Consider the following 25,964-nt stretch of genomic DNA (forward strand, 5'->3'; position numbering starts at 1 on the left):
AAAACACGACAAATCTTGCAACTTTTTTGACTACTTGTTTGTTTTAATTATAAAAAATGTATATTTGTACTCATTACAAATTATAACGTCAACATATGAAGAATACACTGCTTACGATCTGGAACTTCTATTTGGAGGGTTTCCGTAGTATGACCTTAGGACGTACCCTATGGGTTATTATTTTGCTGAAATTATTCGTCATGTTCTTCATCCTCAAAATGTTCTTTTTCCCTGATTTCCTCGGCGACCACCCAACGGATGCCGACAAAGGTACATACGTGGGAAATGAACTGATAGAACGTGCCATCCCCGATAAATCTACTGATTTTTAACTCTTAAACTACATAGGATTATGATTGAAAGTATTGACACCTCGCTGATCGATTGGTCGAGAGCCCAATTTGCGATGACAGCCATGTACCACTGGATTTTTGTTCCCCTCACACTCGGACTGGCAGTAGTGATGGGAATCATGGAGACGCTGTATTATAAAACAGGCAACGAATTTTGGAAAAAGACTGCCCAGTTTTGGATGAAACTTTTCGGTATTAACTTTGCCATCGGTGTGGCAACGGGTTTGATTCTGGAGTTTGAATTCGGTACGAACTGGAGCAATTATTCGTGGTTTGTAGGGGATATCTTCGGTGCTCCGTTGGCTATTGAAGGTATTTTGGCATTCTTTATGGAAGCTACGTTTATTGCGGTCATGTTCTTCGGATGGGGAAAAGTAAGTAAACGTTTCCACTTGACTTCCACCTGGCTGACGGGATTGGGAGCTACGATTTCCGCCTGGTGGATTCTCGTTGCCAACGCATGGATGCAGCATCCGGTAGGCATGGAATTCAATCCTGACACTGTCCGTAATGAGATGGTTGATTTTTGGGCGGTGGCTACCTCGCCTGTAGCAGTCAATAAGTTCTTCCACACGGTATTGTCCGGCTGGGTGTTGGGTGCTATTTTTGTGGTCGGTATCAGTTGTTGGTACTTGCTGAAGAAACGTAATCGTGAGTTTGCATTGGCCAGCATCAAGATTGGTGCAATCTTCGGATTGGTAGCATCGTTGCTTTCTGTTTGGACGGGTGACGGTTCCGGTTATCAGATTGCCCAAACACAACCGATGAAACTGGCTGCTGTGGAAGGTCTGTATGAAGGCGGAACGAATGTCGGTCTGGTCGGAATAGGAGTATTGAATCCTGAAAAGAAGACTTACAACGATGGGAAAGATCCTTTCCTCTTCCGTTTTGAAATCCCGAGTATGCTTTCTTTCCTTGCCGAGCGTAATGTGGACGGTTACGTTCCGGGCATTACGAATATTATCGAAGGGGGGTATCAGTTGAAAGACGGATCGAAGGCTCTCTCTGCTGCCGAGAAGATAGAACGTGGTAAAACGGCTATCGGCGCATTGGCCGCCTATCGTGCAGCAAAGAGTGCCGGACACGAGGAGGATGCGAAGATTGCATATAATGTATTGCAGGAAAATATTCCCTATTTTGGCTACGGATATATCAAAGATGTGAACCAACTGGTTCCGAATGTTCCTCTCAACTTCTACGCATTCCGTATAATGGTAATCTTGGGCGGATATTTCATCCTGTTCTTTATAGTCGTTCTTTTCTTTATCTATAAAAAGGATTTGAGTAAGATGCGCTGGATGCACTGGATTGCTCTGCTGACAATTCCTTTGGGTTACATCGCCGGACAAGCCGGATGGGTGGTTGCCGAATGTGGTCGTCAGCCGTGGGCTATCCGCGATATGTTGCCTACGATGGCTGCTATCTCCAAACTGGATGTAAGCTCCGTGCAAACTACGTTCTTTATCTTCCTGCTCCTGTTTACAGTGATGCTGATTGCAGGTGTCGGAATTATGGTGAAAGCTATCAAGAAAGGACCGGACGCATAATACTTAATACTTATTACTTAATACTTGAAACTTATGTATATATTTTTGCAACAATATTGGTGGCTTGTCGTTTCCTTGCTGGGAGCCATACTCGTGTTCTTATTGTTTGTGCAGGGAGGTAATTCATTATTGTTCTGTCTGGGTAAAACCGAAGAGCATCGTAAGATGATGGTGAATTCTACCGGGCGTAAGTGGGAGTTTACGTTTACTACGTTGGTGACGTTTGGAGGAGCTTTCTTTGCTTCTTTCCCGTTGTTCTACAGTACCAGTTTCGGTGGTGCTTATTGGCTTTGGATGATTATACTTTTCAGTTTTGTATTGCAGGCTGTCAGTTATGAGTTTCAGAGTAAGGCAGGAAATCTGTTAGGTAAAAAGACATATCAGACTTTCTTGGTGATTAATGGGGTAGTGGGTCCTGTGTTACTTGGCGGGGCGGTGGCTACTTTCTTCACCGGTTCTGATTTCTATATTAATAAGGCCAATATGACAGACACTATTATGCCGGTAATCAGTCATTGGGGAAATGGCTGGCACGGATTGGATGCGTTGACGAATATCTGGAATGTAATTCTTGGATTGGCTGTCTTCTTCCTTGCTCGTGTATTGGGAGCACTCTATTTCATTAATAATATTGATGACAAAGAACTGACCGACAAATGTCGTCGTGCAGTACGCAATAACACAGTCTTGTTCCTTGTATTCTTTTTGTCGTTTGTCATTCGTACATTGGTGTCCGAAGGCTTTGCCGTTAACCCGGAAACACAGGAGATTTATATGCAGCCATACAAGTATCTCACAAACTTTATCGAGATGCCGGTAGTGCTGGCTTTATTCCTGATTGGGGTGGTACTGGTTCTTTTCGGTATCGGAAAGACATTGCTTAAAAAGACTTTTGATAAAGGTATCTGGTTTGCAGGAATCGGTACGGTACTGACTGTTTTATCTTTGCTACTGGTAGCAGGGTACAACAATACTGCCTATTATCCGTCATATACCGACCTGCAAAGCTCATTGACATTAGCCAATAGCTGCTCCAGTGAATTTACACTGAAGACAATGGCTTATGTTTCCATTCTTGTTCCGTTTGTGATTGCTTATATTTTCTACGCTTGGCGTAGTATCGACCGGCATAAGATTACCGAGAAAGAAATGGATGAAGGAGGACACTCATACTAATATATTATTTGTATATTAGTCTTGTGTCTGTGTACTAATAATTTTGTCCATACACTCATACATTGTCCATATAGAATTTCGAAATAGAGATTCTAGTCGGAACAAATAAACTCCCCTTATGTAACATCACTCTAAGTCATGGTAGAGAGATAAAATAAGGGGAGCTTTTTATATATTATAGTCAGCGGTGTGCCTAAACACTTTTCTTTAGAAAAATCCCCCTGCCACACATAACTTAAACTGCACACCTAAAGTTTTGTGACTAACTTTTAGGGTGCAGTTCAGTTTCAATGTGTAGCAGAGGTAAATCTTTCAATTCGGGCATTATGATACCCTCATTATGAATTACACTAATGTTAATTATTTATTGACTACATTCTCCGGTTTGCCAGAAATGTAAGCCTGAAGATTGCTGATTGCAATATTCATCAGACGTTCACGAGCCTCTATGGTTGCCCAGGCAATGTGCGGAGTGATGTAGCAGTTCTTTGCTGTCAGCAATGGATTGTCGGCACAAGGCGGTTCGGTAGAAAGCACGTCTACGCCGGCTGCATAAATCTTACCGCTGTTCAAAGCATCTGCAAGATCTTGTTCGTTGATAAGCGGTCCGCGACCGGTATTGATTAAGATGGCTGTCGGCTTCATCATGGCAAGACGGCGTGCATTCACCATTTCGCGTGTATCCGGTGTAAGCGGGCAGTGCAAACTGATAATATCACACTCGCTGAACAATTGATCCAAATCCATTTTCTTGATTTCCGGTGGTAACTGGAAGTGAGATTTAGAAGTCAATGCGTACACTTGCATACCGAATCCGATAGCAACACGCGCTGTGGTATATCCGGTGTTTCCCAATCCTACCAGACCGATTTTCTTATCCCGAAGTTCCATCAACGGAGTGTCCCAAAAACAGAAATCCTTGTTGTTTGTCCAACGGCCTTTGTGCACTTCTTCGGAGTGGTGTTGCACTTGTTGAGTGATGTTCAGGATATGCGAAAATACCATTTGAGCAACGGAAGCGGTGCTGTATGAAGGAATATTAGTAACGACGATTCCCCGTTCTTTGGCAGCAGCTGTGTCTACCACGTTGTATCCGGTAGCCAATACACCGATATATTTCAGTTCGGGCAGTGCAGCCATGTGGTCTGCATTGATGATTACCTTGTTAGTCAGAATTGCTTCTGCACCGGCTGCACGTTCTAATACCTCTTCCGGAGCTGTACGATCATAAATTGTACATTCTCCAAGAACTTTCATACCTTCCCAGGATAAATCTCCGGGATTGGCGGCAAAGCCGTCTAAAACTACAATCTTCATTTCAATTTCAATATTAATAATAAGTTATACGTGTTTTCTTAACAACATATTGATATTATAGGCACGGATTATACGGATTTCACGTTTTCTAAAAAATAAAGCATCTGCGTAATCTGTGCCTGAAAAATATCATTTTTTGAATTTGTCTCCCCACAACTGTATCATCCGTTCGGCATGCTTCTGCTCTGCCGGATTGTTTTGCGGTTGCCATATCCGTTTGTCTTTCAGTTCGTCCGGAAGGAATTGCTGTTTGACAAAGTTACCTTCATAGCTGTGTGCATATTTATATTCCTGTCCGTAGCCCAGTTGCTTCATCAGTTTGGTCGGAGCATTGCGCAGATGCAAGGGGACAGGCAGATTGCCGGTTGAACGGACTAACTCCAGTGCGTCATTGATCGCGCTGTATGCCGAATTACTCTTCGGACTGGTAGCCAGATAAATCGTTGTTTCAGCTAAAGGAATCCGTCCTTCGGGCCAGCCGATTTTCATCAATGTTTCAAAGCAGGCGTTAGCGAGAAGCAGTGCGTTCGGGTTTGCCAAACCAATGTCCTCGGCAGCCGAAATCACCAGTCGGCGGGCAATGAAAGCAGGATCTTCTCCTCCTTCCACCATACGGGCCAGCCAATAGATCGCTCCATCAGGATCACTGCCACGAATAGACTTGATGAAAGCGGAGATAATGTCATAATGCATCTCTCCATCCTTGTCGTATGCCAGCGGATTTTGTTGCAACCGTTCGGTCACCATTTCATCGGTGATGACAACAGTCTCTTCCGTTTCCGATTGCACAACGAGTTCCAATATATTAAGCAGCTTGCGGGCGTCTCCACCGGAGAAACGCAATATGGCCGTTGTTTCTTTCAATTCAATTTTGCGTTCTTTCAATACGGCATCCGTGGTGATGGCACGTTGCAGAAGTTCCAATAAATCTTCTTTCTCCAAAGATTTGAGCACATAAAGCTGGCAGCGGGACAGGAGAGGGCGGATGACCTCAAACGACGGATTCTCCGTTGTTGCGCCAATCAGCGTGACTGTTCCGTTCTCTACCGCTCCCAACAGAGAATCCTGCTGCGACTTGCTGAACCGATGGATTTCATCGATAAACAGAATTGGGCTGGACTGTGAAAAGAAGCGGTTGCTCTTGGCACGTTCTATCACTTCGCGCACATCCTTCACACCGGAAGTCACGGCACTTAACGTATAGAAAGGGGTTTCCAGTTTGTTGGCAATGATTTGCGCAAGGGTTGTTTTACCCACTCCGGGAGGTCCCCAGAGAATAAACGAAGAGATGCGTCCTGCGTCAATCATTTTCCGCAAGATAGCCCCCGGTCCAACTAAATGTTTCTGACCGATATAATCATCCAAAGTCTTTGGCCGTAACCGTTCTGCTAGTGGTTGCATAATTTTTTAGAATACCATTAATACCATGAAGCGGATACCGTTTTTGTTGATACCCGGATTATCACGATAAGTGAAACGATGTACATACTCAACGTGCAGCAACTTGAAAATGTTGTAGATACCTACACTTGCTTCGACATACGGCACTTTCGGGTCCATCACGAAACTGGTGAACTTACCGTCGCGTGTCGGGAAACGGAACAAATCGGGATTGTTGCTCTTGAACGGATTGTTCTTGTCCGTCAATGTTCCCCACAGAGCACGTACACGGAACATTTCCCTCCATTTCAGGTTCTTGATAAGAGGAATACGGTTGAAGAGTTTTCCATTCATGTCGTAGGATAATGACATGGAAGCGTAACGGTCGTTCAGGAATTCCATGTTATTAATCAAGTTGAACGTTTCGCGCTGGGTGATGTAGGACAAGTTGGCTTCCGGCAGGATTAACAACGGGAAAGGAACTGTGTTCCATTCTGCACCTGCTTTCACGCTGCAATCAATCTTTCCCCAGGAAGCCGGGAGCCAGAAACGTTTCCACACACTTGCTTCCGTGCGGTTAAAGTTATAATCCCCGCCCAATACTCCTTTGAAACCCATAGCATGAGTGAGCGTAAAGATAGGAGCGTCCAGCGACACAGGCACGCGGCGTTGCTTGGAGTTGACAAATGATTCGCCCGGCGCATAGCGCAGCGTCAGACTTGCTTCGGAAGTCGTGACATCGTGCACACGGGTTTGTGCGGCATCATTGCGCAGGTATTCCAGTTTGCCGGTAGGCTCGTCGTTACGGTGGCGCAGCATGGCTTTCACTCCGAATCCGGTCAGCGTTTCGAGTTCATAATTAATGGTGGCGTCGCGCATATACGACATTTGGTCTACTGTCGTTGTCTTGACCGACAGGAAGATATTATCTTTATCCGTAAACAGGAATTTGTCCATCGGAGACATTACGTCATAACTGTACGTTGCCGAAAGATAATGTTTCGGGAACTCCCAAACCACATAATCGCGTTTGTTGAACGAATAAGTCACCGTTCCGCTATATTTCCAGCGTTCGTCTTTCAGACCGTATGCTCCGTATCCGCTCAAGAACCAGTGCTTGTCGAAATGAGCCGTAGTCATACCGCTCAACCGGAAACGGGTGCCATCAATGTAATTGCTCGAAATCATGGTGTTGATAGGGCCGATGTCCACTTTGCTCGGATGCTCTTTGCTTCCTGTCTCTACAAAGTTCTCAATCAGTGCTTTCGCTCCGAAGATGATGTATTTGAATCCCGGAATCTGTTCAAGACGGTTGACGAATACATCCATCGAACTTTCTTTCTTTGTCAATGGTACTTGACGGACACTCGCCCAGTACTCATCGCTTTTCGAGAGCATATCCGCTTCTTTTATCACGCTGCCTTTCAACCGGAACAGTCGTTGTTCAATAGGATCGAATTTATAATTACTATATTTCGTGGTTCGTTCCACCTGCAATCCACCTGCTGTTTTGTTGGAATTCCAGGAAAGGTCTACGGTCATGTCATCATCCGCCAACACCCAGTTGCCGTTGGGCAGTTGCTCATACTGTTGCGTGATGTCCATGCGGTTGACAAAGTTGACTCCGGTCTTTTTAGGCAGGTTCATTGTACATTTCTGAACGGCGTATGTAGAATCATTCAATACATACAGATGTCCGGTGAATCCGAAGTCTTGCGAGTTTTGCGGAACAAAAGTGAGGTGGACACATTCGCGTTTGTTTACCATCAATGTATCCATCAGATAATATTTATAAAATGAGATGGCATTGTTACCGATCGGACTGACGAAACGCTGCTGAAGCAACCGGATATCATCATCGTAGATATTGATGTCGGCAAATACGTCTTTCAATACGGTGCCGAGCATATCTCCCGTAGAGAAAAATTCTTCTATACCATTGGAGTTCTTTCCTTTGATAATCGTTTTCTTGTTTTCGGGATTTTTGCGGTAGATGGTTTGCGAGGACGTTTCCTGTACGGAAATAGGGAGAATCAACTTATTGGTTGTTTCCGACACTTCCACTTGGTCTCTTAAGAATGAATATTTTTTGTAGATACCTTTTTCAAGCTTTTCCGGTGTGAGGTCGTTGATAGACATTTTCATCTTCTCGTACTTGTCGTACTGATAGTACTCGTTCACTTCGAGGACTTGTGCCTTTTTGTGTTCGATTACCTTCTTCATGAATTCCACTGCCGGATTGTTCTTGCGGGAGTATTTCTCCTTTTGAGGTTTCACGACAACCTCGTTCAGGAGCACATTATCCGGAGCTAACTTAACGTTCACTGTCTGATTGTTGGAACCAACCCGAACCGTTTTACTGATATAACCTACAGCGGAGAACACCAGTGTCCCTCCGTTTCTGCGGGTGTCAAGACTGTATTCTCCGTCAATATTGGTGATGGTTCCCATATCTCTCTTCTCCTGATAGTAAACAGAGATATACATCAATGGCTCGTGGGTAATCGAATCAGTGACTACCCCTTTAATTTGCTGCGCAAAAGCATTGGAAGCTACCAATACGAGTAAGAACAGTATAAGTATTTTGTTATATCGTTGTATCATAACGTTCGTAGTAGGGCTGCAAAGTTAACAAATAACTCTAAGGATAACAGAATATATAACTTTTTTTACCCATCGTTTTTGGTTGTTTACAAGCATATATCGTCCGATAATTCAAGGAACATCCCGCTGTTAATCCTTTTGATAAGGGCATTTCCGCATTTCGTTCTCCCAGTTTCGGTATTTGAAACCTTTGCTCCCGTTGTAGGGCACTTTTTGTTTCAACCTTTGAAACTTTTTGTTTCCCGGCATGAAACTGTTGGTTTCTCGGTGTGAAACACTTTGTTTCTCGGTGTGAAACTATTAGTTTCAAGGCGTGAAACTAACAGTTCCATGCCGGGAAACGGAATGGAACATGCCGGGTAAATGTTATTTGCTCGTAAGTATCTGTACAATACGCTCTGCGGTACGTCCGTCCCAACGTTCGGGAAGTTCGCCACGTTTCCATTCACCGTACATCAGTGTATCCATGGTTTTGGCAAGCAGGGCAGGATCTTCTCCGACAAGTTCGTTGGTTCCCATGCGCCACGTTTCCGGATGTTCGGCATACGTGTTGAGTGTGATACAAGGAATACCCAGGAAGGTCGCTTCTTCGGCTACGTTTCCTGAATCTGTTATGATTCCTTTCGCCTTGTTTATCAGATAACCGAAGAACAGGTAGTTCTGCGGCGGCATGATATGGAGATTCGGAGCTTCGATGTCCAACTCTTTGATGGCATTGCGCACGTAGGTGTGCAGCGGTGCAACGATAGGCATACCGGCAGACTTGTCGATGATTGTTTTCATCAACTGACGCAGATTCTCCTTATTGCCGAGTAATACACGACGGTTGAGAGTAAATAGGAGATAATTTCCTTCTTGCAGTCCCAAGACGGAGAACCATATCGGTTTGAGCAAGCGGTTCCGGTTGTAGCGGATGGCATCAATCAGAATGTTGCCTACATAATATACGTTTTCGCTTTCCGTTCCCGTCTGGTTCAGGTTGCGGTTGGCAACCATACCGGCTGTGAACAGATAGTCGGATAGTCCGTCTGTAATCATGCGGTTGACTTCTTTCGGCATTTTCATATCGAAAGAACGGGTTCCGGCTACGAGATGTGCTACCTTGATGCCTTGTTTCTTGGCAACGATGGCACAACTCATGGTTGCGGTCAAGTCGTCTACCACAAGGACTACGTGTGCCGGATTCTCCGTCAGTTCTTGTTCGAAGGCTACCATGATTCCGGCTGTCAAACTCGTTGGATTACTGCTTTCCACTCCCAGATACACATCGGGAGCTTTCATATCGAGATCCGAAAAGAGAGAAGCATCCAGACTTGTATCATCTTTCCTCCCTGTATAAACCAGTCGGTAAGAGATACTTTTACCCAGCGCCCGTGCGGCTTCAATAGCGCGTGTAATGGGAGCTATCTTCATAAAATTGGGGCGTGCCCCCGCAACAATTGTTATTTTCATATTGTTTCTACCTTATTCGGTTTAATTCGTGAAGCAAAAGTACATTTTCTTACGGAATTTATTCGTTACTTTGCATACAAAATAACAAATATATGCCCACATTCGTTCAAATTCTTGATTTTATAGGCACATTTGCCTTTGCTATTAGTGGTATCCGGCTAGCTTCGGCGAAACGTTTCGACTGGTTCGGCGCTTATGTGGTAGGACTTGCTACGGCTATCGGCGGCGGTACCATCCGTGATGTACTGCTCGACGTGACACCGGGATGGATGACTGACCCTATCTATCTGATTTGTACAGGACTGGCTTTGTTATGGGTCATCTGTTTCGGACGCTGGCTCATCCGGCTCAATAATACTTTCTTCATTTTCGATACCATCGGTCTGGCACTGTTTACCGTGGTAGGTGTAGGCAAGAGCATTGCTTTGGGTTATCCTTTCTGGGTGGCGATTATCATGGGTAGCATTACTGGAGCGGCTGGTGGGGTGATTCGTGACGTATTTATCAATGAAATACCTCTTATCTTCCGAAAGGAGATTTACGCAATGGCTTGTGTCGTAGGCGGTATTGCATATTGGATTTGCGATCTCGCAGGTATGGAGTCCTACGCTTGTCAGTTGATTGGCGGATCAGTCGTGTTTCTGACTCGCATCTTAGCTGTAAAATATCACATTTGCCTGCCTATATTAAAAGGTGGGGAAGAGCCGGAAGAATAAAAAAGATATTGCCCGAGTGAATGTGTTCATATTGTTTCTATCGGATAGCTAAGAATTAATAGTTTATATTATAAAATTAGGCACGGATTACACGGTTGCTGTATGGTAATCATCATTCTAACAACCGTGTAATCCGTGCAATCCACACCTAATAATACAAAATTATTTAGCCCGTTTCTCTTACTTGTTTTTGTTTCTTACTTACTTCTCTTCCTTTATATACAGCTCCCCCTGAAAACTAATGGACTGACGGTTTTGCATATTGACATCAATGCTTGCCGAACCATTGGGGAATACTTTGACTCTGTATTCATACCTGTCTTCGGGATTGCGTGCGATAAACTCGATGACGGCATTTCCTTTCTTATCCATTTTCATACTGTATTCTTTGAGCACAGCTTTAAAATTTAGCCCGTCGCCTCCGCCATAGGGGATGCTGTAAGCTCGTCCATAATAAGGCAGATAAGAAATGACCGAATCGTTTCTGATTTCCAGTGAGTAGGAAGATGTCAAAGGGATGGAGCGTCCGCGCATCGGCATGGCGGTGTTGACATCTATCTTGTAGTTTTCAGATTCAATCAGCTTCTTTACGGCTTCTTTCTTCTGTTCTTTCTTTTCCTTTTTACTTTGAGCCGAAAGGGTAGGGATGCCCACTAGCAAGGCTAGTAACAGCATAAAGATTTGTTTCTTCGTTCTCATATCAGTTGTATTTAGGTTGATGTATATATGTATAACAACCAAATATAAGAAAAAGACAGGGATAGTTCTGTTTCCTTTAATGAAAATTAAACAGAAATCCCTGTTATTTATAAGTTTAGACCAATTAAGGGCATAATCAACTTTTGAATAAAAACGCTTGGGAAGAAAATTAGAACAGGCTTTTAGAACTGTTCCAGTATTTCAATTCGTTTTTCAATGGGAGGATGAGTGGCAAACAATCCGTTGATTCCGCTGAATATACTTTTCGATTTCTTTTTAGGATTCTGTATAAATAATTGCGCCACGTCTTTCCTTTCTACTGCCTCGATGGCAGGATCTGCCGATATTTTGCGGAGAGCACTGGCCAGTGCCAACGGATTCTTCGTCATTTCTGCCGATCCCGCGTCTGCCATGTATTCGCGTTTGCGTGAAATGGCAAAACGCATCAGGCTTGAGAAAAGATAACCGATGGCAGCTATCACTAAAGCGAGTAGAATGAAAAGAAAAATGCCGCCACTACCTTTGCTGTTGCTGCGTACACGTATGTGCGTGATGGTATATAATGTGATTTCTGTCAGCATGGAAAAGATACCGACAAAGACGATGGATATTATCAGCAAGCGCACGTCACGATTGCGGATATGACTTAGCTCATGCGCAATCACTGCTTCCAGTTCTTCATCATTCAGTTTTTTGATGATACCTTCCGAGAGGGTAACAGTGTATGTACGTTCATTGATACCGCTTGCAAATGCATTCAGAGAACTGTCATAGATGATATTGATTTTCGGCATCTTCATGCCTTGCGACATACATAGGTTTTCTACCAGGTTGTAAACGCGTTTATTCTCTATACGATCCAGCGGTTTGGAACCGGTGGCAGAATTGATAATGCTTGTGTTGGCCCAGTAGGCAATCAGAAACCAGATGATTACGATCCCCATGGTGTATGGCAACGAAGAGAGGAAGAAATGATTGACCATTGGCATTATTTCTATTTCCATACTCTTTCCGTATCCAAAAAGAACCAACAGGTAGCAGGATAAATAGAGGAGTGCTGCCACGAGACAGGGAAACAGGAACAGTAGAAACGCAGAGCGCAGATTATTCCGGCTCTGCTGTGTTTGGATTCCGACGTATTGCATGCGTGTTCAACTTTTGTAATTGAGTGGACGGTGTGAATAAAGAGTTTAGAAACTTATTTTAGGTGCCTGATCCAGATTCGCACGTTCATTCTTCCCCAGGTCGAACATGATTTCTCTTTGGAATCCGGTCATTCCTGCTACTATATTCGATGGGAATGTCTGTACGGCGTTATTATATTCTTTAGTTGCCGAGTTGAAGTAACGGCGGACAGCAGCCAGTTTATTCTCTACATCAGCAATTTCTTCCTGTAATTGCAGGAAATTCTGATTAGCTTTCAAATCGGGATAAGCCTCGAGAGTGATTTTCAATCCTGCAAGAGCAGAGCTTAACTGGTTTTCGGCAGCTATCTTATCATCAATCGTTTTTGCGCCCACTGCACCGTTACGTGCCTGAATCACCCGTTCGAGCGTTTCCTTTTCGTGTGCGGCATATCCTTTCACGGTGTCTACCAGTTGGGGAATGAGATCATGGCGTTGTTTCAATTGTACATCGATGTCGGCGAACGCGTTTTCACGATTGTTTCTCAATTTCACTAATGAGTTGTACATGGAAGCAAAAATGATGCCCAGCAATACAATAATCCCTACAATAATAAGTATGGTCATAGCTTTTTGTTTTATTTAATAATATAAAATCAAAAGTAATCTATTTGGTTCTTTTAACCAAGCAGTAGGGGATAAATTTCGCAAATACCACCTAAAAACTATCAGAAAGCACCTGAAATCTGTCATTTGATAGAATGTCCCCCTAAAAAATAACGGATTCTACCCTGCTTGATAAGCAAAATACCTTTAAACTTGCAAACATCGAGAAAAACGAATATTAACCATAAAACCATTAAAGTATGAAAAGTTTAAGTTTCAGAAAAGATTTAATTGGAGTACAGGAAGAGTTGCTTCGTTTTGCTTATAAATTGACGGCCAACCGTGAAGAAGCAAATGACTTATTGCAGGAAACATCTTTAAAAGCATTAGACAATGAGGAGAAATATGTTCCGGATACAAATTTCAAAGGATGGATGTACACTATCATGCGTAACATCTTTATAAATAACTACCGTAAAATAGTACGCGATCAAACTTTTGTTGACACAACCGATAATTATTATCACTTAAATCTGCCACAAGATTCAGGATTTGAAAGTACGGAAGGTGCTTACGACCTGAAAGAAATGCACCGCATCGTCAACGCACTCCCCCGGGAGTATAAGATTCCTTTCTCTATGCACGTATCTGGTTTTAAATACCGCGAAATCGCAGAGAAATTAGGATTACCATTAGGCACAGTGAAGAGCCGCATATTCTTCACACGTCAACGTTTACAACAGGAATTGAAAGATTTTGTATAAATGAGGATAGCGCATACAAACAAGCTTATTAGCAGAAGGAGCAAAGAGATAGATTCTCATTGCTCCTTCCTTTTTTATAACCTAATTTTATTTACGATTAAACGATTTACGATGTACGATTGAAATTTGAATTGTGAATGAGGAGATACTTATGCAAAGATAAGTACTTATAATTCCAAAAGTTATTTCAATCGTACATCGTAAATTGTCTAATCGTAAATCACCTATTCGTCTAATCGTAAATTAAACTAGGTTATAAATTCTTTCTTGTTATTTGCTTTTCTTTTTTTTGCTTTTTTTCTTTTCAACGGCCTTCTCTTCCGGTGGGAATTTAGGAACCAGATTCATTAGCCGTAATATCTGACTTTGTCGTTTTAGTATGTATGACGAAGGTTTCGCCGAGTTAAATCGTATCGGGTTGGGGAGGGTGGCGGCGATGAGTGCACATTGTCCCCGGGTCAGTTTGTCGGCTGTTGTTCCGAACTTATTTTTTGCGGTTGCTTGTGCGCCGTAGATGCCATTTCCCATTTCTATAGAGTTGAGATAGACTTCCATGATTCGCTCTTTCGACCAGAAGAGTTCGATGAGAAACGTAAAATAGACTTCGAACCCTTTGCGTACCCACGAAGATTGCGGCCATAAGAATACATTCTTGGCTGTCTGCTGACTGATGGTGCTTGCTCCCCGTTTCCGTTTGCGTGTTTCGTTTTCTTTCATCGCTTTTTTGATTTCTACGAAGTCGAACCCGTTGTGTTCGGCAAAACGGTTGTCTTCGGAGGCTATGACCGCCATCGGCAGGTTGGGAGATATCTTATCAAAAGAAACCCACGTGTGCTTCCACGTGGGTTTATCTCCTGAAAAAACTTGCTGAACGCTTCGGATAACCATCAACGGAGTTACATAAACCGGCATGAAACGGTAAATAATCACTGCTAGTAGTGTTGATGCAAAGAAGAAAATCAGCAGGTTGCGCGTATAGCGCAGTAATTTTTTAATTAGCGGCTGCTTGTGCATCTTTAATCATTTGTTCACTTGCGTACATGTATACTTCTACACGACGGTTTTGTTCGCGACCGGCAGCAGTGTCATTGCTTGCAACGGGATCGCTTTCACCCATTCCCTGTACACTCTTGATCTGATTGGTGGAAACACCGCAACTCAACAAGTAACTGGACACACTTTGCGCACGTTCTTGTGATAAGTTCAGGTTCTTTTGCTGGCTTTGTGCAGCAGTACTGTTCTTCCAGCCCTGGTTGTCGGTATATCCGTAGATAGACACGTCCATATCCCGGTTCTGGTTGAGCACATTGTTGGCAAACTTGCTTAAAGCAGATTTAGCAGCAGCACTTAGATTTGCATTACCGGTAGTGAAAAGAATACCCGAATCGAATGTTACTTTCACGGCTTGCAATCCGTTGTTGTCTGTTATCTGTTCTACTTGTGCGCCTTCAATTTGTTTTGCTTCTGCTGCTGCTTTGTCCATCTTCTTACCGATAAGAGCACCTGTACCTGCACCTACTGCCGTACCAATAGCAGCACCGATAGCAGCACCTTTACCGATAACACCTCCCAGGATCGCACCTAGTGCAGCACCCGAACCACCACCGATAGCAGCACCTTTACCAGTGTTGTTCATACTTCCACAGCTACCAAATATCATGGCAATACTCATGAAGAGAACCATAAATTTCATCTTGTTCATAATGTTGATGTTTTTTAATTGGTTTATAAAAAATGTTTTTATACGAATCACTTCGCATTATTAATAACAATGCAAAGATACATATTATTTGGCAAGCGTGTACTTTTTAAGTTAAAATAACTCGGACGAGCCCCTTTGTTTGTTAATAAAGGGAAATGATAATTATCCTTTTATCGTTGAAGGAATACTCAAACACTTCTTTTTAATAATAATGAACCAACTCAAAAGAATTAACCCTTTGGCAACCGTGGTGATGCAGACTGCCCACCAGATTCCTTCCACTCCCATGCCCATCCGTACAAACAGGATGGCAAGCGGAATACGCATATAGTTGCAGCTGATGCTGATAATGGCAGGAGGGATGGTGCGTCCGATGCCGTAGAATACTCCCTGCATGGTGATTTCGAGCATCATAAAAAGTTGCGAATATCCGTCGATACGGAGGAACACACCTCCGGCTTCGTAGGCCGCCTGTTCGGGGACGAATATGGCAAAAACTTCATTCCCGAAGAAAACGAATAGTAATGTGCAGAATGTACCGAAGATTCCCGTCATCCATAAAGTCGTATACCAGGCTCTAAGTACCCGTTCCACTCGTCCGGCGGCGTAGTTTTGGGCGATGAAGGCACTTAGTGCGGTGGAAAATCCCTGTGAGGTATTCCAGGTGATTGCTTCAATTTGCCCTCCGGTAGTGAAAGTCATCAGTCCGATGTGTCCTCCCTGTTCCGAGGCGGTGCGGCAAAGGAACATATTGACGAAAGCAAATAGCGTATTCAAAGTAGCTACGGGCAATCCCAGTTTAAAGATTCTCCGTGTATATTTTTTCTTTAGCCGCGTGAAGAAAGGGAAACCGCCAAGCAGAGCATCCCGGCAACGCAACTGATAGACGAAAATTAGGAAAACACTTGCTTCCGCAATCCAGGTAGCGTATGCCGCACCATTGGTTCCCAGCCCGAAACCGAAAATGAAGAGCGGGTCCAGAATGATGTTCAGTATCAATCCTGTGCCGCTGATAAAGAACGGGACTTTACTGCGCCCTGCCGCATTATAAATTCCGGTGAAGGCGGCGGAGAGGAAAATAAAAGGCAATCCGGTAGAAACAATCCGCAGATATTGGATGGCATTGGCCGTAATATGATCTTCGAGTTCATAGATGCGTATGATAGGTTCTGCAAATATAAAAAGGAGTGTGCCCCAACAGATGGAAATAATCAAAGCAATCGTGATGTTATGAGACGCGAAACTGCGGGCATCTTCCTGGCTTTGCGCACCGATGGATTGTCCGACACTCACTTCAGATCCCACCTTATTTAATAAGGAGATAGAACCGGACATCCAGGTCAGGATTCCGACAGAACCGATGGCGGCTACGGCTTCACTTCCCAGTCGTCCTACCCACGCCATATCTGTGAGGCTATATGCCATTTGGATAAACGACGTTGCCATGATCGGCATTGCCAGATTAAACAGTTGACGATTGATAGGGCCTTGTGTCAGATTCTTTATTCCTTGCATATAATTTTTCTAATCAAAATGGGGTGCAAAGATACGCAAAATTACTATCTTCGCGCATCTAATTATTCATTAATCAAAGTACATAGATACTATGAAACAGAAATTTTCTACTATTTTTATCTTGCTGCTTCTCTTTTTTGCTGGTTCACGAGTGGTAGCGCAAAATGCTCCGAAACCTTTTGATATTGAACAACCTTCACTTCGCGTATTCCTTCCTGCGCCGGAACTGGCAACGGGGCGTGCTGTGGTTGCGTGTCCGGGAGGTGGATATTCACATTTGGCATTCGAACACGAAGGCTGTGATTGGGCTCCCTACTTTAATAAACAAGGTATTGCATTGATTGTGCTAAAATACCGGATGCCGAACGGTGATCGTACATTACCCATTTCGGATGCTGAAGCAGCAATGAAATTGGTACGTGACAGTGCTGATGTCTGGAATTTGAACCCGAATGACATTGGTATCATGGGCTCTTCTGCCGGTGGACATCTGGCTTCTACCATTGCCACTCATGCCAAGCCCGAACTTCGTCCGAACTTTCAGATTCTTTTCTATCCTGTGATTACGATGGATAAATCTTATACCCATAGGGGCTCTCACGACAACCTTTTGGGAAAAGATGCTTCTGCTGAATTGGAACTTGAATATTCTAATGAAAAGCAAGTGACGAAAGATACACCACGTGCTTTTATCGTATATAGTGATGATGATAAAGTCGTTCCGCCTGCTAACGGAGTTAATTATTATTTGGCGCTGAACAAGAACAATGTTCCTTCAGTGCTTCATATTTATCCTTCCGGTGGACATGGATGGGGAATTCGCGAGGGTTTCCTCTATAAGAATGAAATGTTGGACGAACTGACGTCTTGGCTCCGTAGTTTCAAAGTACCTCATAAAGATGCTATCCGTGTAGCTTGCATTGGAAATAGTATTACGTATGGAGCACGTATCAAGAATCGTGATCGTGACAGTTATCCGGCCGTGTTGAGCCGTATGTTGGGAGAGGCTTATTGGGTAAAGAACTTCGGAGTCAGTGCCCGCACTCTGCTGAACAAGGGCGATCATCCTTATATGAATGAAAAGGCTTATCAGGATGCGCTGGCTTTCAATCCTAATATCGTTGTTATCAAGTTGGGTACGAATGACAGTAAATCATTCAACTGGAAATATAAGGCCGACTTCACGAAAGATCTGCAAACGATGGTCGACGCTTTCAAAGCGTTGCCAGCTCAACCGAAGATTTATCTTTGTTATCCTTCTAAAGCCTATCAGACCGGTGATAATATCAACGATGACATCATCTCTAAACAAATCATTCCGATGATAAAGAAGGTTGCCAAGAAAAATAACTTGTCTGTCATCGATCTTCACGCAGCAATGGATGGAATGCCCCAATTGTTTCCGGATAAGATCCATCCGAATGAAGAAGGGGCTAAAGTGATGGCAAAAGCTGTTTATCAGTCCTTGAAAAAGTAAAATAAGGAACTTGACGATTGTAAAATTTCCGGTTGAAATAATCTCTTTTGGAGAAAGTTTTAACCGGAAATTTTTTAGTTTAATCACAAATAATCTTCTTATAATATGCTAAAAAAGTGTCTTTCTGAAAGTTAGATTTGTTACCAATCTGTATTTTTGCGCCCGAAAAATAATAAAATGATAAATAGCGTTATGAATAGACTACAAGATTTTACCTTTTTCTCGCAGTTGATGGCTAACGCTAATATGGGATGGTGGAAAGCCAATTTATCAACTGCGAATTATGAATGTTCTGACTTTATAGTAGAGTTATTAGGTCTGGATCAGACCGGAGTTATCAGTTTTGAAGATTTCAATAAACGTATTCTGAAAGAGGAGCAACATTCTGCAACTTTTCATTCCTTTGGTGTGTATCAACGGCCGGAGGTGGTGTATTTGCTTGATACGGTGAAAGGAGCTGTTTGGGTACGTAGCAAGGTATGCTTTCAAGAAACGGATGAAGACGGAAACGAAGTCATCTATGGTATATCCGAAGTGCAAGATGGTCCTGATATAGCATCTGCTTACCAAGCTTTGCAATACAGTGAGCGTCTCTTATCTAACATTTTCAAGTATTTGCCTATTGGTATCGAATTATACGATATGGATGGGGTATTGGTGGATCTGAACGATAAGGAATTAGAAATGTTTCATATAGAGAAGAAAGAAGATGTATTGGGTATCAATATTTTTGAGAATCCTATTTTCCCGAAAGAAATGAAAGAACGGCTGAAGAAAAATGAAGATGCCGACTTTACTTTCCGTTATGACTTCTCGAAGGTTGGTTCGTATTATCAGAATACCCAAAAACAGGGTACAATTGATTTAGTGACTAAAGTGACTACATTATATGATAGTGAGCATCAACCGATAAACTATCTATTGATTAATGCGGATAAGACAGAAACAACGGTAGCCTATAATAAGATTCAGGAGTTTGAGGAGTTCTTTGAACTGGTCGGTGATTATGCCAAGGTCGGTTATGCCCACTTCAATATTTTGAGTGGACACGGCTATGCTCAAAAAAGTTGGTACAGAAATGTGGGTGAAGCGTATGAAACTCCGTTGTCCGACATCTTTGGCACATACCGGCATTTCCACCCCGATGACCGTGCCTTGTTGATTCGTTTTCTGGACGACGCACGAAATGGACTTACCACCCAACTTAGCAAAGAGATGCGTGTCCTTAGGGAGGATGGCACATACACATGGACGCATGTCAATCTGTTAGTAAAGAAATATGCCCCGCAAGACCGGATTATCGAGATTATCAGCATCAATTATGATATCACAGAACTGAAAAGGACAGAAGAAATGCTTGTCAAGGCACGTGATAAAGCTGAAGCGTCCGATCGGTTAAAGTCCGCTTTCCTGGCTAATATGAGTCACGAAATCCGTACTCCTTTAAATGCTATTGTCGGCTTTTCAAGCCTGTTGACTAGTACGGAAAATGCAGCGGAAAAGGAACTATATAATTCTCTGATTGGACATAACAACAAACTATTATTAAATCTGATTAATGATGTAATTGATCTTTCTAAAATAGAATCCGGTTATCTGGAATTGCGTCCGGACTGGGTTAACCTTACCGAGCTTCTTGACGAGAGTGTAGCGGAGTATGCTCATCAAGTACCATCCGGCGTTGAACTTCTGACCAACTATCCGGCACATGATTCTTTGGTAGAACTGGATAAATTGCGTATCAAACAGATCTTGAGTAATTTCCTTTCGAATGCCTTAAAGAACACTACCACCGGACATGTGGAAGTCTTCTATGAGGTAGACCACCAATCTGTCAGAATCGGTGTTAAAGATACCGGTCGGGGCATCCCGCAGAATATGCTTGAAAAGATATTCGAAAGGTTTGAGAAATTGGATTCCTTTGCTCAAGGGGCCGGTCTGGGCTTACCTATCTGCAAACTGATCGTCGAGAAGATGAACGGGCGGATATTAGTCGATTCCCAACTGGGGATAGGTACTACTTTTATAATCGAATTACCGTGTCGCTCTATGCTTGTAGAATAAGTATATGTGAAGAATATTAAAATAAAAATCCCTTGATAACGACTGATTATCAAGGGATTAATTTTATGTTTCGTGATCCGCCTGGGGCTCGAACCCAGGACCCCAACATTAAAAGTGTTGTGCTCTACCTGCTGAGCTAGCGAATCAATCCTTCAGTGCTTTCTTTCGAATGCGGGTGCAAAGGTAGAACATTTTTTTATAACTCCAAAAGAATTCAAACATTTTTCTTATCTTTGTGCCATTATCAACAATATATAATCATACATTATGGCTGCTGACGATAAAAAAATTATCTTCTCAATGGTAGGAGTGAGCAAAGCATTCACTCCTAATAAGAATGTGCTGAAAGACATTTACCTGTCGTTTTTCTATGGAGCGAAAATCGGTATTATCGGTTTGAACGGTTCTGGTAAATCAACGTTATTGAAGATCATCGCCGGTTTGGAGAAATCCTTTCAGGGAGAAGTGGTGTTTTCTCCGGGATATTCCGTGGGGTATTTGGCACAGGAACCTTATTTAGACAACACAAAGACAGTAAAAGAAGTAGTGATGGAAGGTGTGCAACCCATTGTTGACGCACTGACAGAATACGAAGAGATCAATCAGAAATTTGGTTTACCGGAGTATTATGAGGATCAGGATAAGATGGATGCTCTTTTTGCTCGCCAGGGTGAATTGCAAGATATCATTGATGCAACTGATGCATGGAATCTGGATAGCAAGTTGGAGCGTGCGATGGATGCTCTCCGTTGTCCGCCTGAAGATCAGCCGGTAGAAAATCTCTCCGGAGGTGAACGTCGCCGGGTAGCTCTTTGCCGTTTGTTGCTGCAGAAACCGGATGTGCTTTTGCTGGACGAACCTACCAACCACTTGGATGCAGAGTCTATCGATTGGTTGGAACAACATCTACAACAATATGAAGGTACGGTTATTGCTGTGACGCACGACCGTTACTTCCTCGATCACGTTGCCGGATGGATTCTTGAACTGGATCGTGGTGAAGGTATCCCCTGGAAAGGTAACTACTCTTCCTGGTTGGAACAAAAGACCAAACGTATGGAAATGGAAGAAAAGACCGCCAGCAAACGTCGTAAAACACTGGAACGTGAGTTGGAATGGGTACGCATGGCTCCGAAAGCCCGTCAGGCGAAAGGTAAGGCACGTCTTAACTCTTATGACAAATTGCTGAATGAGGACGTGAAGGAGAAAGAAGAGAAACTTGAAATCTTTATTCCGAATGGTCCCCGTCTGGGTAATAAGGTCATTGAAGCCAAACATGTGGCTAAAGCATACGGTGATAAATTGTTGTTTGACGATTTGAACTTTATGCTTCCTCCTAATGGTATTGTCGGTGTGATTGGCCCTAATGGTGCGGGAAAGACGACATTGTTCCGCCTGATTATGGGATTGGAAACAGTGGATAAAGGAGAATTTGAAGTAGGAGAGACTGTAAAGGTGGCGTATGTAGACCAGCAACACAGAGATATTGATCCGAATAAGAGCGTATATCAGGTAATTTCCGGTGGTAATGAGTTGATCCGCATGGGTGGACGTGACGTGAATGCGCGTGCATACCTTTCCCGTTTCAATTTCTCCGGAGGCGATCAGGAAAAACTCTGCGGTGTATTGTCCGGTGGTGAAAGAAACCGTTTACACTTGGCGATGGCTTTGAAAGAAGAAGGTAATGTACTGTTGCTCGATGAGCCTACCAATGATATCGACGTAAACACTCTGCGTGCTTTGGAAGAAGGTTTGGAAGATTTCGCCGGCTGTGCAGTAGTTATCTCGCACGACCGTTGGTTCCTCGACCGTATCTGTACACATATCCTTGCTTTTGAAGGAGACTCCAATGTATTCTACTTCGAAGGTTCATATTCAGAATATGAAGAAAACAAAATGAAACGTTTGGGAAATGAAGAACCAAAACGCGTTCGTTATAGAAAGTTAATGACTGACTAGTATAAAGTAATAGATTGAAGCATTTATAATGCTTTCTGTTTCAAAATAAAAGGCTCTGCAAATATTGTAGAGCCTTTATCGTTTTATAACAAGGGAAAACGTTTATCTCTCTTAAAAAATTGTAGTATAATCGTAATGTAGTTCTAAATATTATTAATTATATTTGTGCACAGTTTTTAAAAGCAAACAATTTATATTAACTAATCAACTACATTTATGTTAAAGAGAATGCGATCTTTTTTAGTAGCGGCGATGCTCATGGTCATTGCTACCGTTAGTGCGCAGGTTACCACTTCTAGTATGAGTGGTAAGGTTACAGCACAAGATGAACCTATCATTGGAGCGACTGTGGTTGCAATCCACGAGCCGTCAGGTACACGTTATGGTACAGTGACTAATATCAGTGGTCAATTTAATTTGCAAGGTATGCGTACCGGTGGTCCTTACAAAGTTGAAGTTTCTTATGTTGGTTATCAGACTGCTATTTATAAAGGTGTAAATTTATCGTTAGGAGAAGTATACACTTTAAATGTAGTTTTAAAGGAAAGTTCTGAATTATTGGATGAAGTTATAGTAACAGCACAGAAAACAGTAGAGAAGATGGGGACTGTAACGAATGTGAGTGAGCGTCAGTTAACGACATTGCCTACTATTAATCGTAGTATTACTGACTTTACTAAACTTTCTCCTTATGCGGGTGGCAGTAATTCTTTTGCCGGACGTGATGGACGTTATAATACAATAACTGTGGATGGTGCAGCTTTGAACAATAATTTTGGTTTGAGTACTAATAATTTGCCGGGTGGAGATGCGCAGCCTATTTCACTTGATGCAATTGATGAAATTAGCGTTAATGTTTCTCCTTATAGTGTTACGTATTCCAATTTTACGGGAGCTTCTATTAATGCTGTAACCAAGAGTGGTACAAACGAATTAAAGGGAACAGTTTATACATATCAGAAACCAAAGAATTTTATAGGAAAATCTATTAACGATGTTGACGTTCCTAATGTGGAAAGTTATAAATCCAGTTTGTATGGCTTTACATTAGGAGCTCCGATAATAAAAAATAAACTATTCTTTTTTGTAAATGGAGAATTAGAAAATAGTACTAGCCCTGGTATTTTGTGGACTCCTAGTCAAGAAGAAGGTGGAAGTGGGGATAATCAAAATCATATTTCTAGAACTTGGATAAAGGATTTGAAGACAATAAGTGATTTTGTAAAGGATAAATATGGATATGATCCGGGAAGTTATGATAAATTTGATGATTTCGAGAGTAAAAATTGGAAGCTTATGGCTCGTTTGGATTGGAATATTAATAAAAGTCATAAACTGTCATTACGTTTTAACACAGTGAAATCAGAAAATGATGCTAGTATTAGTTCAACCTCTTCGGTAATCACTAAAGCTAATTCAAACCGTTATGGGGTTGATGCATTTGCATTTGGAAATTCCAACTATGGTTTTAGAAATATTGTAACGTCTCTTTCCGGTGAGTTGAATAGCAATTTTTCTTCCTCAGTACAAAACAAATTATTAGTGACTTATACCCATATCCGAGATTCTCGTACAACTAAGGGAGATGCGTTTCCAATGGTTGATATTTACAAGGACGGTAAGCAGTATATGACATTGGGTACAGAATTGTTTACTCCTTTTAATGATGTCGAGAATAATGTATTTAGTGTTACTGACAATGTAACTATTAATAAAGGAAACCATTTGATAACTGCCGGTGCAACATTTGAAAGACAGTATTTCATGAATTCATATTTACGTGCTCCTTATGGATATTATCGTTATGCTTCAATGGACGATTTTATGACGGGAGAAAAACCGATGCTGTATGGCATTACTTATGGATATAATGGAAAAGACGCTCCGGGAGCTGAACTGACATTTGGTATGTTGGGAGCTTATGCACAAGATGAATATTCTATTACACCTAATTTAAAATTGACATATGGATTACGCTTTGATTTACCGTTATATTTTGATGATTTGTTAGGGAATGCGGCTATCAAAGAACAGTCATTTAATGGAACGAATGTTGACGTATCCGAATGGCCGAAAAGTAAATTGTTAATATCTCCTCGTTTAGGATTTAATTGGGATATAAAAGGTGACCGTTCTATTGTTTTGACTGGAGGTACAGGCTTGTTTACAGGGTTATTACCATTTGTATGGTTCACTAACCAACCGACAAATGCAGGTCAGATGCAAAATATGGTTGAATTTGAGACTTCGGAATTACCGGCAAACTTTGCTTTTAATCCAAATTATAAAGAAACTCTTACCCAAAATCCGGATATGTTTCCATCAACTCCGGGAAATGAGGTCCCCGGTGCTATAGCTTATGTGGATCCGAATTTTAAAATGCCTCAAGTTTGGCGTAGTAATGTAAATGCAGAGTTTCAGTTACCTTATGGATTTATGCTTTCTGTTGGTGCTATGTATACACGTGATATATATAATGTTGTTCAGAAGAATATGAACGAAAAGGCCCCTTCTGGAACCTATAATGAACAACCGGGACGTGTATATTGGACTAAGAATAATTACTATGACAATCCTAAGACGAAAACCGTTATACAGTTGACTAATGGGGATGAAAAAGGTTATCAATATTCTTTTAATGCAGTATTAACGAAGAAATTTGATTTTGGCTTTACAGGTTCATTTGGGTACACTTATACAATGGCTAAAGATATGACGGCAAATCCAGGTTCATCGGCGGCTTCAGTATGGCAGAATAATGTTGCAGTTAATTCATTGAATGATCCGGGTGTCTCTTATTCTTTATTTTCTACCCCGCATCGTTTGATAGCTAATGCTTCTTATGAAGTTGCTTATGCGAATATGAAAACGACTGTTTCTTTGTTCTATACAGGTTACCAACAAGGACGTTTTTCTTATACCTATTCTAATGATATGAACGGTGACGGAAACTATTCCGATTTGATGTATGTGCCTGCTTCTAAAGAAGAAATGACATTTGTGGATATTAAAGATAAACAAAATAATGTGACTTATTCGGCGGTAGACCAACAAGAAGATTTTTGGAACTATGTAAATAATGACTCTTATTTGAATGATCACAAGGGGCAGTATGTAGAACGTGCTTCTTCTTTAGAACCGTGGATTCACCGTTTTGACATGAAGATAGCACAGGATTTTTATGCTAAGATTGGTAGCCGTAAGTACGGTATTCAAGTAAGTCTTGATATGTTGAATATTGGTAACTTATTAAATTCGAAGTGGGGGGCTTATCGCTCTTGCGGTTTGCAGAGTTATGATAATGTAAGGTTGTTAAAAACAGCAAGTAAGGTAGGAGAACCTCTTACTTATCAGATGAATGCATCTTCTCGCGAGGTGTTCCAGAAAAATTCTAAATGGGATTATACTGCTTCTACAGGTAGTGCATGGCAGATGCAGTTAGGCGTTAAGTTTACATTCTAGAATATTTATATAAAAAGATGCTTCGTTCAATAAACGGAGCATCTTTT

The 25,964-nt window shown here is 42.1% G+C and carries 19 protein-coding genes and 1 tRNA gene; 9 read left to right on the forward strand and 11 right to left on the reverse strand.

Annotation, left to right across the window (positions count from 1 at the left end; translation table 11 throughout):
• The first annotated feature begins 95 nt into the window (after positions 1-95).
• From INE92_RS04650 to cydB, 3 genes are read left to right on the forward strand one after another with little or no spacing between them, the layout of a single operon-like run.
• Entirely contained in the window at positions 96-332 is a 237-nt protein-coding gene (locus INE92_RS04650) for a DUF4492 domain-containing protein (protein WP_004313359.1), read from the forward strand.
• Between the two features lie 20 nt (positions 333-352).
• Complete coding sequence (locus INE92_RS04655; protein ID WP_151935304.1) at positions 353-1,900, forward strand: cytochrome ubiquinol oxidase subunit I; 1,548 nt, start codon at positions 353-355, stop codon at positions 1,898-1,900.
• A 33-nt stretch (positions 1,901-1,933) separates the two neighbouring features.
• Positions 1,934-3,076 (forward strand): cytochrome d ubiquinol oxidase subunit II, encoded by a 1,143-nt coding sequence (gene cydB, locus INE92_RS04660; protein ID WP_004313357.1) that lies wholly within the window; start codon positions 1,934-1,936, stop codon positions 3,074-3,076.
• A gap of 360 nt (positions 3,077-3,436) precedes the next feature.
• Here cydB and INE92_RS04665 read toward each other — a convergent pair whose 3' ends face one another.
• The 4 genes from INE92_RS04665 to wecB form a co-directional block, all read right to left on the reverse strand.
• The gene (locus INE92_RS04665; protein WP_008017346.1) at positions 3,437-4,393 is read right to left on the reverse strand and encodes a D-2-hydroxyacid dehydrogenase; all 957 of its coding nucleotides are present in this window, start codon (positions 4,391-4,393) and stop codon (positions 3,437-3,439) included.
• A 129-nt stretch (positions 4,394-4,522) separates the two neighbouring features.
• A complete protein-coding gene (locus INE92_RS04670; protein WP_008022094.1) occupies positions 4,523-5,794 on the reverse strand; it encodes a replication-associated recombination protein A in 1,272 nt (423 codons plus the stop codon).
• A 6-nt stretch (positions 5,795-5,800) separates the two neighbouring features.
• The gene (locus tag INE92_RS04675; protein WP_004311580.1) at positions 5,801-8,377 is read right to left on the reverse strand and encodes a DUF5686 and carboxypeptidase-like regulatory domain-containing protein; all 2,577 of its coding nucleotides are present in this window, start codon (positions 8,375-8,377) and stop codon (positions 5,801-5,803) included.
• A 366-nt stretch (positions 8,378-8,743) separates the two neighbouring features.
• Complete coding sequence (gene wecB, locus INE92_RS04680; RefSeq protein WP_195435797.1) at positions 8,744-9,829, reverse strand: non-hydrolyzing UDP-N-acetylglucosamine 2-epimerase; 1,086 nt, start codon at positions 9,827-9,829, stop codon at positions 8,744-8,746.
• A 92-nt stretch (positions 9,830-9,921) separates the two neighbouring features.
• Here wecB and INE92_RS04685 point away from each other — a divergent pair, with 92 nt between their 5' ends.
• Positions 9,922-10,545, forward strand: coding sequence for a trimeric intracellular cation channel family protein (locus tag INE92_RS04685; protein WP_120070177.1), 624 nt, complete (start codon positions 9,922-9,924; stop codon positions 10,543-10,545).
• Between the two features lie 201 nt (positions 10,546-10,746).
• On the opposite strand, the gene INE92_RS04690 is transcribed toward INE92_RS04685, so the two are convergent.
• From INE92_RS04690 to INE92_RS04700, 3 genes are all read right to left on the reverse strand, one after another.
• Positions 10,747-11,244, reverse strand: a complete 498-nt coding sequence (locus tag INE92_RS04690; protein ID WP_117683736.1) for a DUF4251 domain-containing protein — start codon at positions 11,242-11,244, stop codon at positions 10,747-10,749.
• Between the two features lie 182 nt (positions 11,245-11,426).
• Entirely contained in the window at positions 11,427-12,389 is a 963-nt protein-coding gene (locus INE92_RS04695; protein ID WP_008643886.1) for a M48 family metallopeptidase, read from the reverse strand.
• Between the two features lie 45 nt (positions 12,390-12,434).
• Positions 12,435-12,995, reverse strand: a complete 561-nt coding sequence (locus tag INE92_RS04700; protein WP_120144554.1) for a LemA family protein — start codon at positions 12,993-12,995, stop codon at positions 12,435-12,437.
• 239 nt (positions 12,996-13,234) lie between these two features.
• Between INE92_RS04700 and INE92_RS04705 the strand changes: the two genes are divergently transcribed.
• The gene (locus INE92_RS04705; protein WP_004300346.1) at positions 13,235-13,738 is read left to right on the forward strand and encodes an RNA polymerase sigma factor; all 504 of its coding nucleotides are present in this window, start codon (positions 13,235-13,237) and stop codon (positions 13,736-13,738) included.
• A gap of 270 nt (positions 13,739-14,008) precedes the next feature.
• Here the strand turns inward: INE92_RS04705 and mtgA are convergent, their stop codons facing one another.
• The 3 genes from mtgA to INE92_RS04720 form a co-directional block, all read right to left on the reverse strand.
• Positions 14,009-14,752, reverse strand: coding sequence for a monofunctional biosynthetic peptidoglycan transglycosylase (gene mtgA, locus INE92_RS04710; protein ID WP_195435790.1), 744 nt, complete (start codon positions 14,750-14,752; stop codon positions 14,009-14,011).
• Complete coding sequence (locus tag INE92_RS04715; RefSeq protein ID WP_212701974.1) at positions 14,730-15,440, reverse strand: OmpA family protein; 711 nt, start codon at positions 15,438-15,440, stop codon at positions 14,730-14,732. The genes mtgA and INE92_RS04715 overlap by 23 nt, the downstream gene beginning before the upstream one ends.
• 162 nt (positions 15,441-15,602) lie before the next feature.
• Positions 15,603-16,955: an MATE family efflux transporter gene (locus tag INE92_RS04720; RefSeq protein WP_008022103.1), complete on the reverse strand. Its 1,353-nt coding sequence runs from the start codon at positions 16,953-16,955 to the stop codon at positions 15,603-15,605.
• A 91-nt stretch (positions 16,956-17,046) separates the two neighbouring features.
• Between INE92_RS04720 and INE92_RS04725 the strand changes: the two genes are divergently transcribed.
• Positions 17,047-18,432, forward strand: coding sequence for a GDSL-type esterase/lipase family protein (locus INE92_RS04725; protein ID WP_004326932.1), 1,386 nt, complete (start codon positions 17,047-17,049; stop codon positions 18,430-18,432).
• Positions 18,433-18,624: 192 nt separating this feature from the next.
• Positions 18,625-20,496, forward strand: coding sequence for a PAS domain-containing sensor histidine kinase (locus INE92_RS04730; RefSeq protein ID WP_195435789.1), 1,872 nt, complete (start codon positions 18,625-18,627; stop codon positions 20,494-20,496).
• Between the two features lie 73 nt (positions 20,497-20,569).
• On the opposite strand, the gene INE92_RS04735 is transcribed toward INE92_RS04730, so the two are convergent.
• Positions 20,570-20,642, reverse strand: a tRNA-Lys gene (locus INE92_RS04735).
• A gap of 121 nt (positions 20,643-20,763) precedes the next feature.
• On the opposite strand from INE92_RS04735, the gene ettA reads away from it, so the two are divergent.
• Together ettA and INE92_RS04745 are read left to right on the forward strand one after the other, a co-directional pair.
• Positions 20,764-22,455 (forward strand): energy-dependent translational throttle protein EttA, encoded by a 1,692-nt coding sequence (gene ettA, locus INE92_RS04740; RefSeq protein ID WP_004311592.1) that lies wholly within the window; start codon positions 20,764-20,766, stop codon positions 22,453-22,455.
• Positions 22,456-22,671: 216 nt separating this feature from the next.
• Positions 22,672-25,917, forward strand: a complete 3,246-nt coding sequence (locus INE92_RS04745) for a TonB-dependent receptor (RefSeq protein WP_004311593.1) — start codon at positions 22,672-22,674, stop codon at positions 25,915-25,917.
• The last annotated feature ends 47 nt before the right edge of the window (positions 25,918-25,964 follow it).

The organism is Bacteroides xylanisolvens (genome assembly GCF_018289135.1).
GTDB lineage: Bacteria > Bacteroidota > Bacteroidia > Bacteroidales > Bacteroidaceae > Bacteroides > Bacteroides xylanisolvens.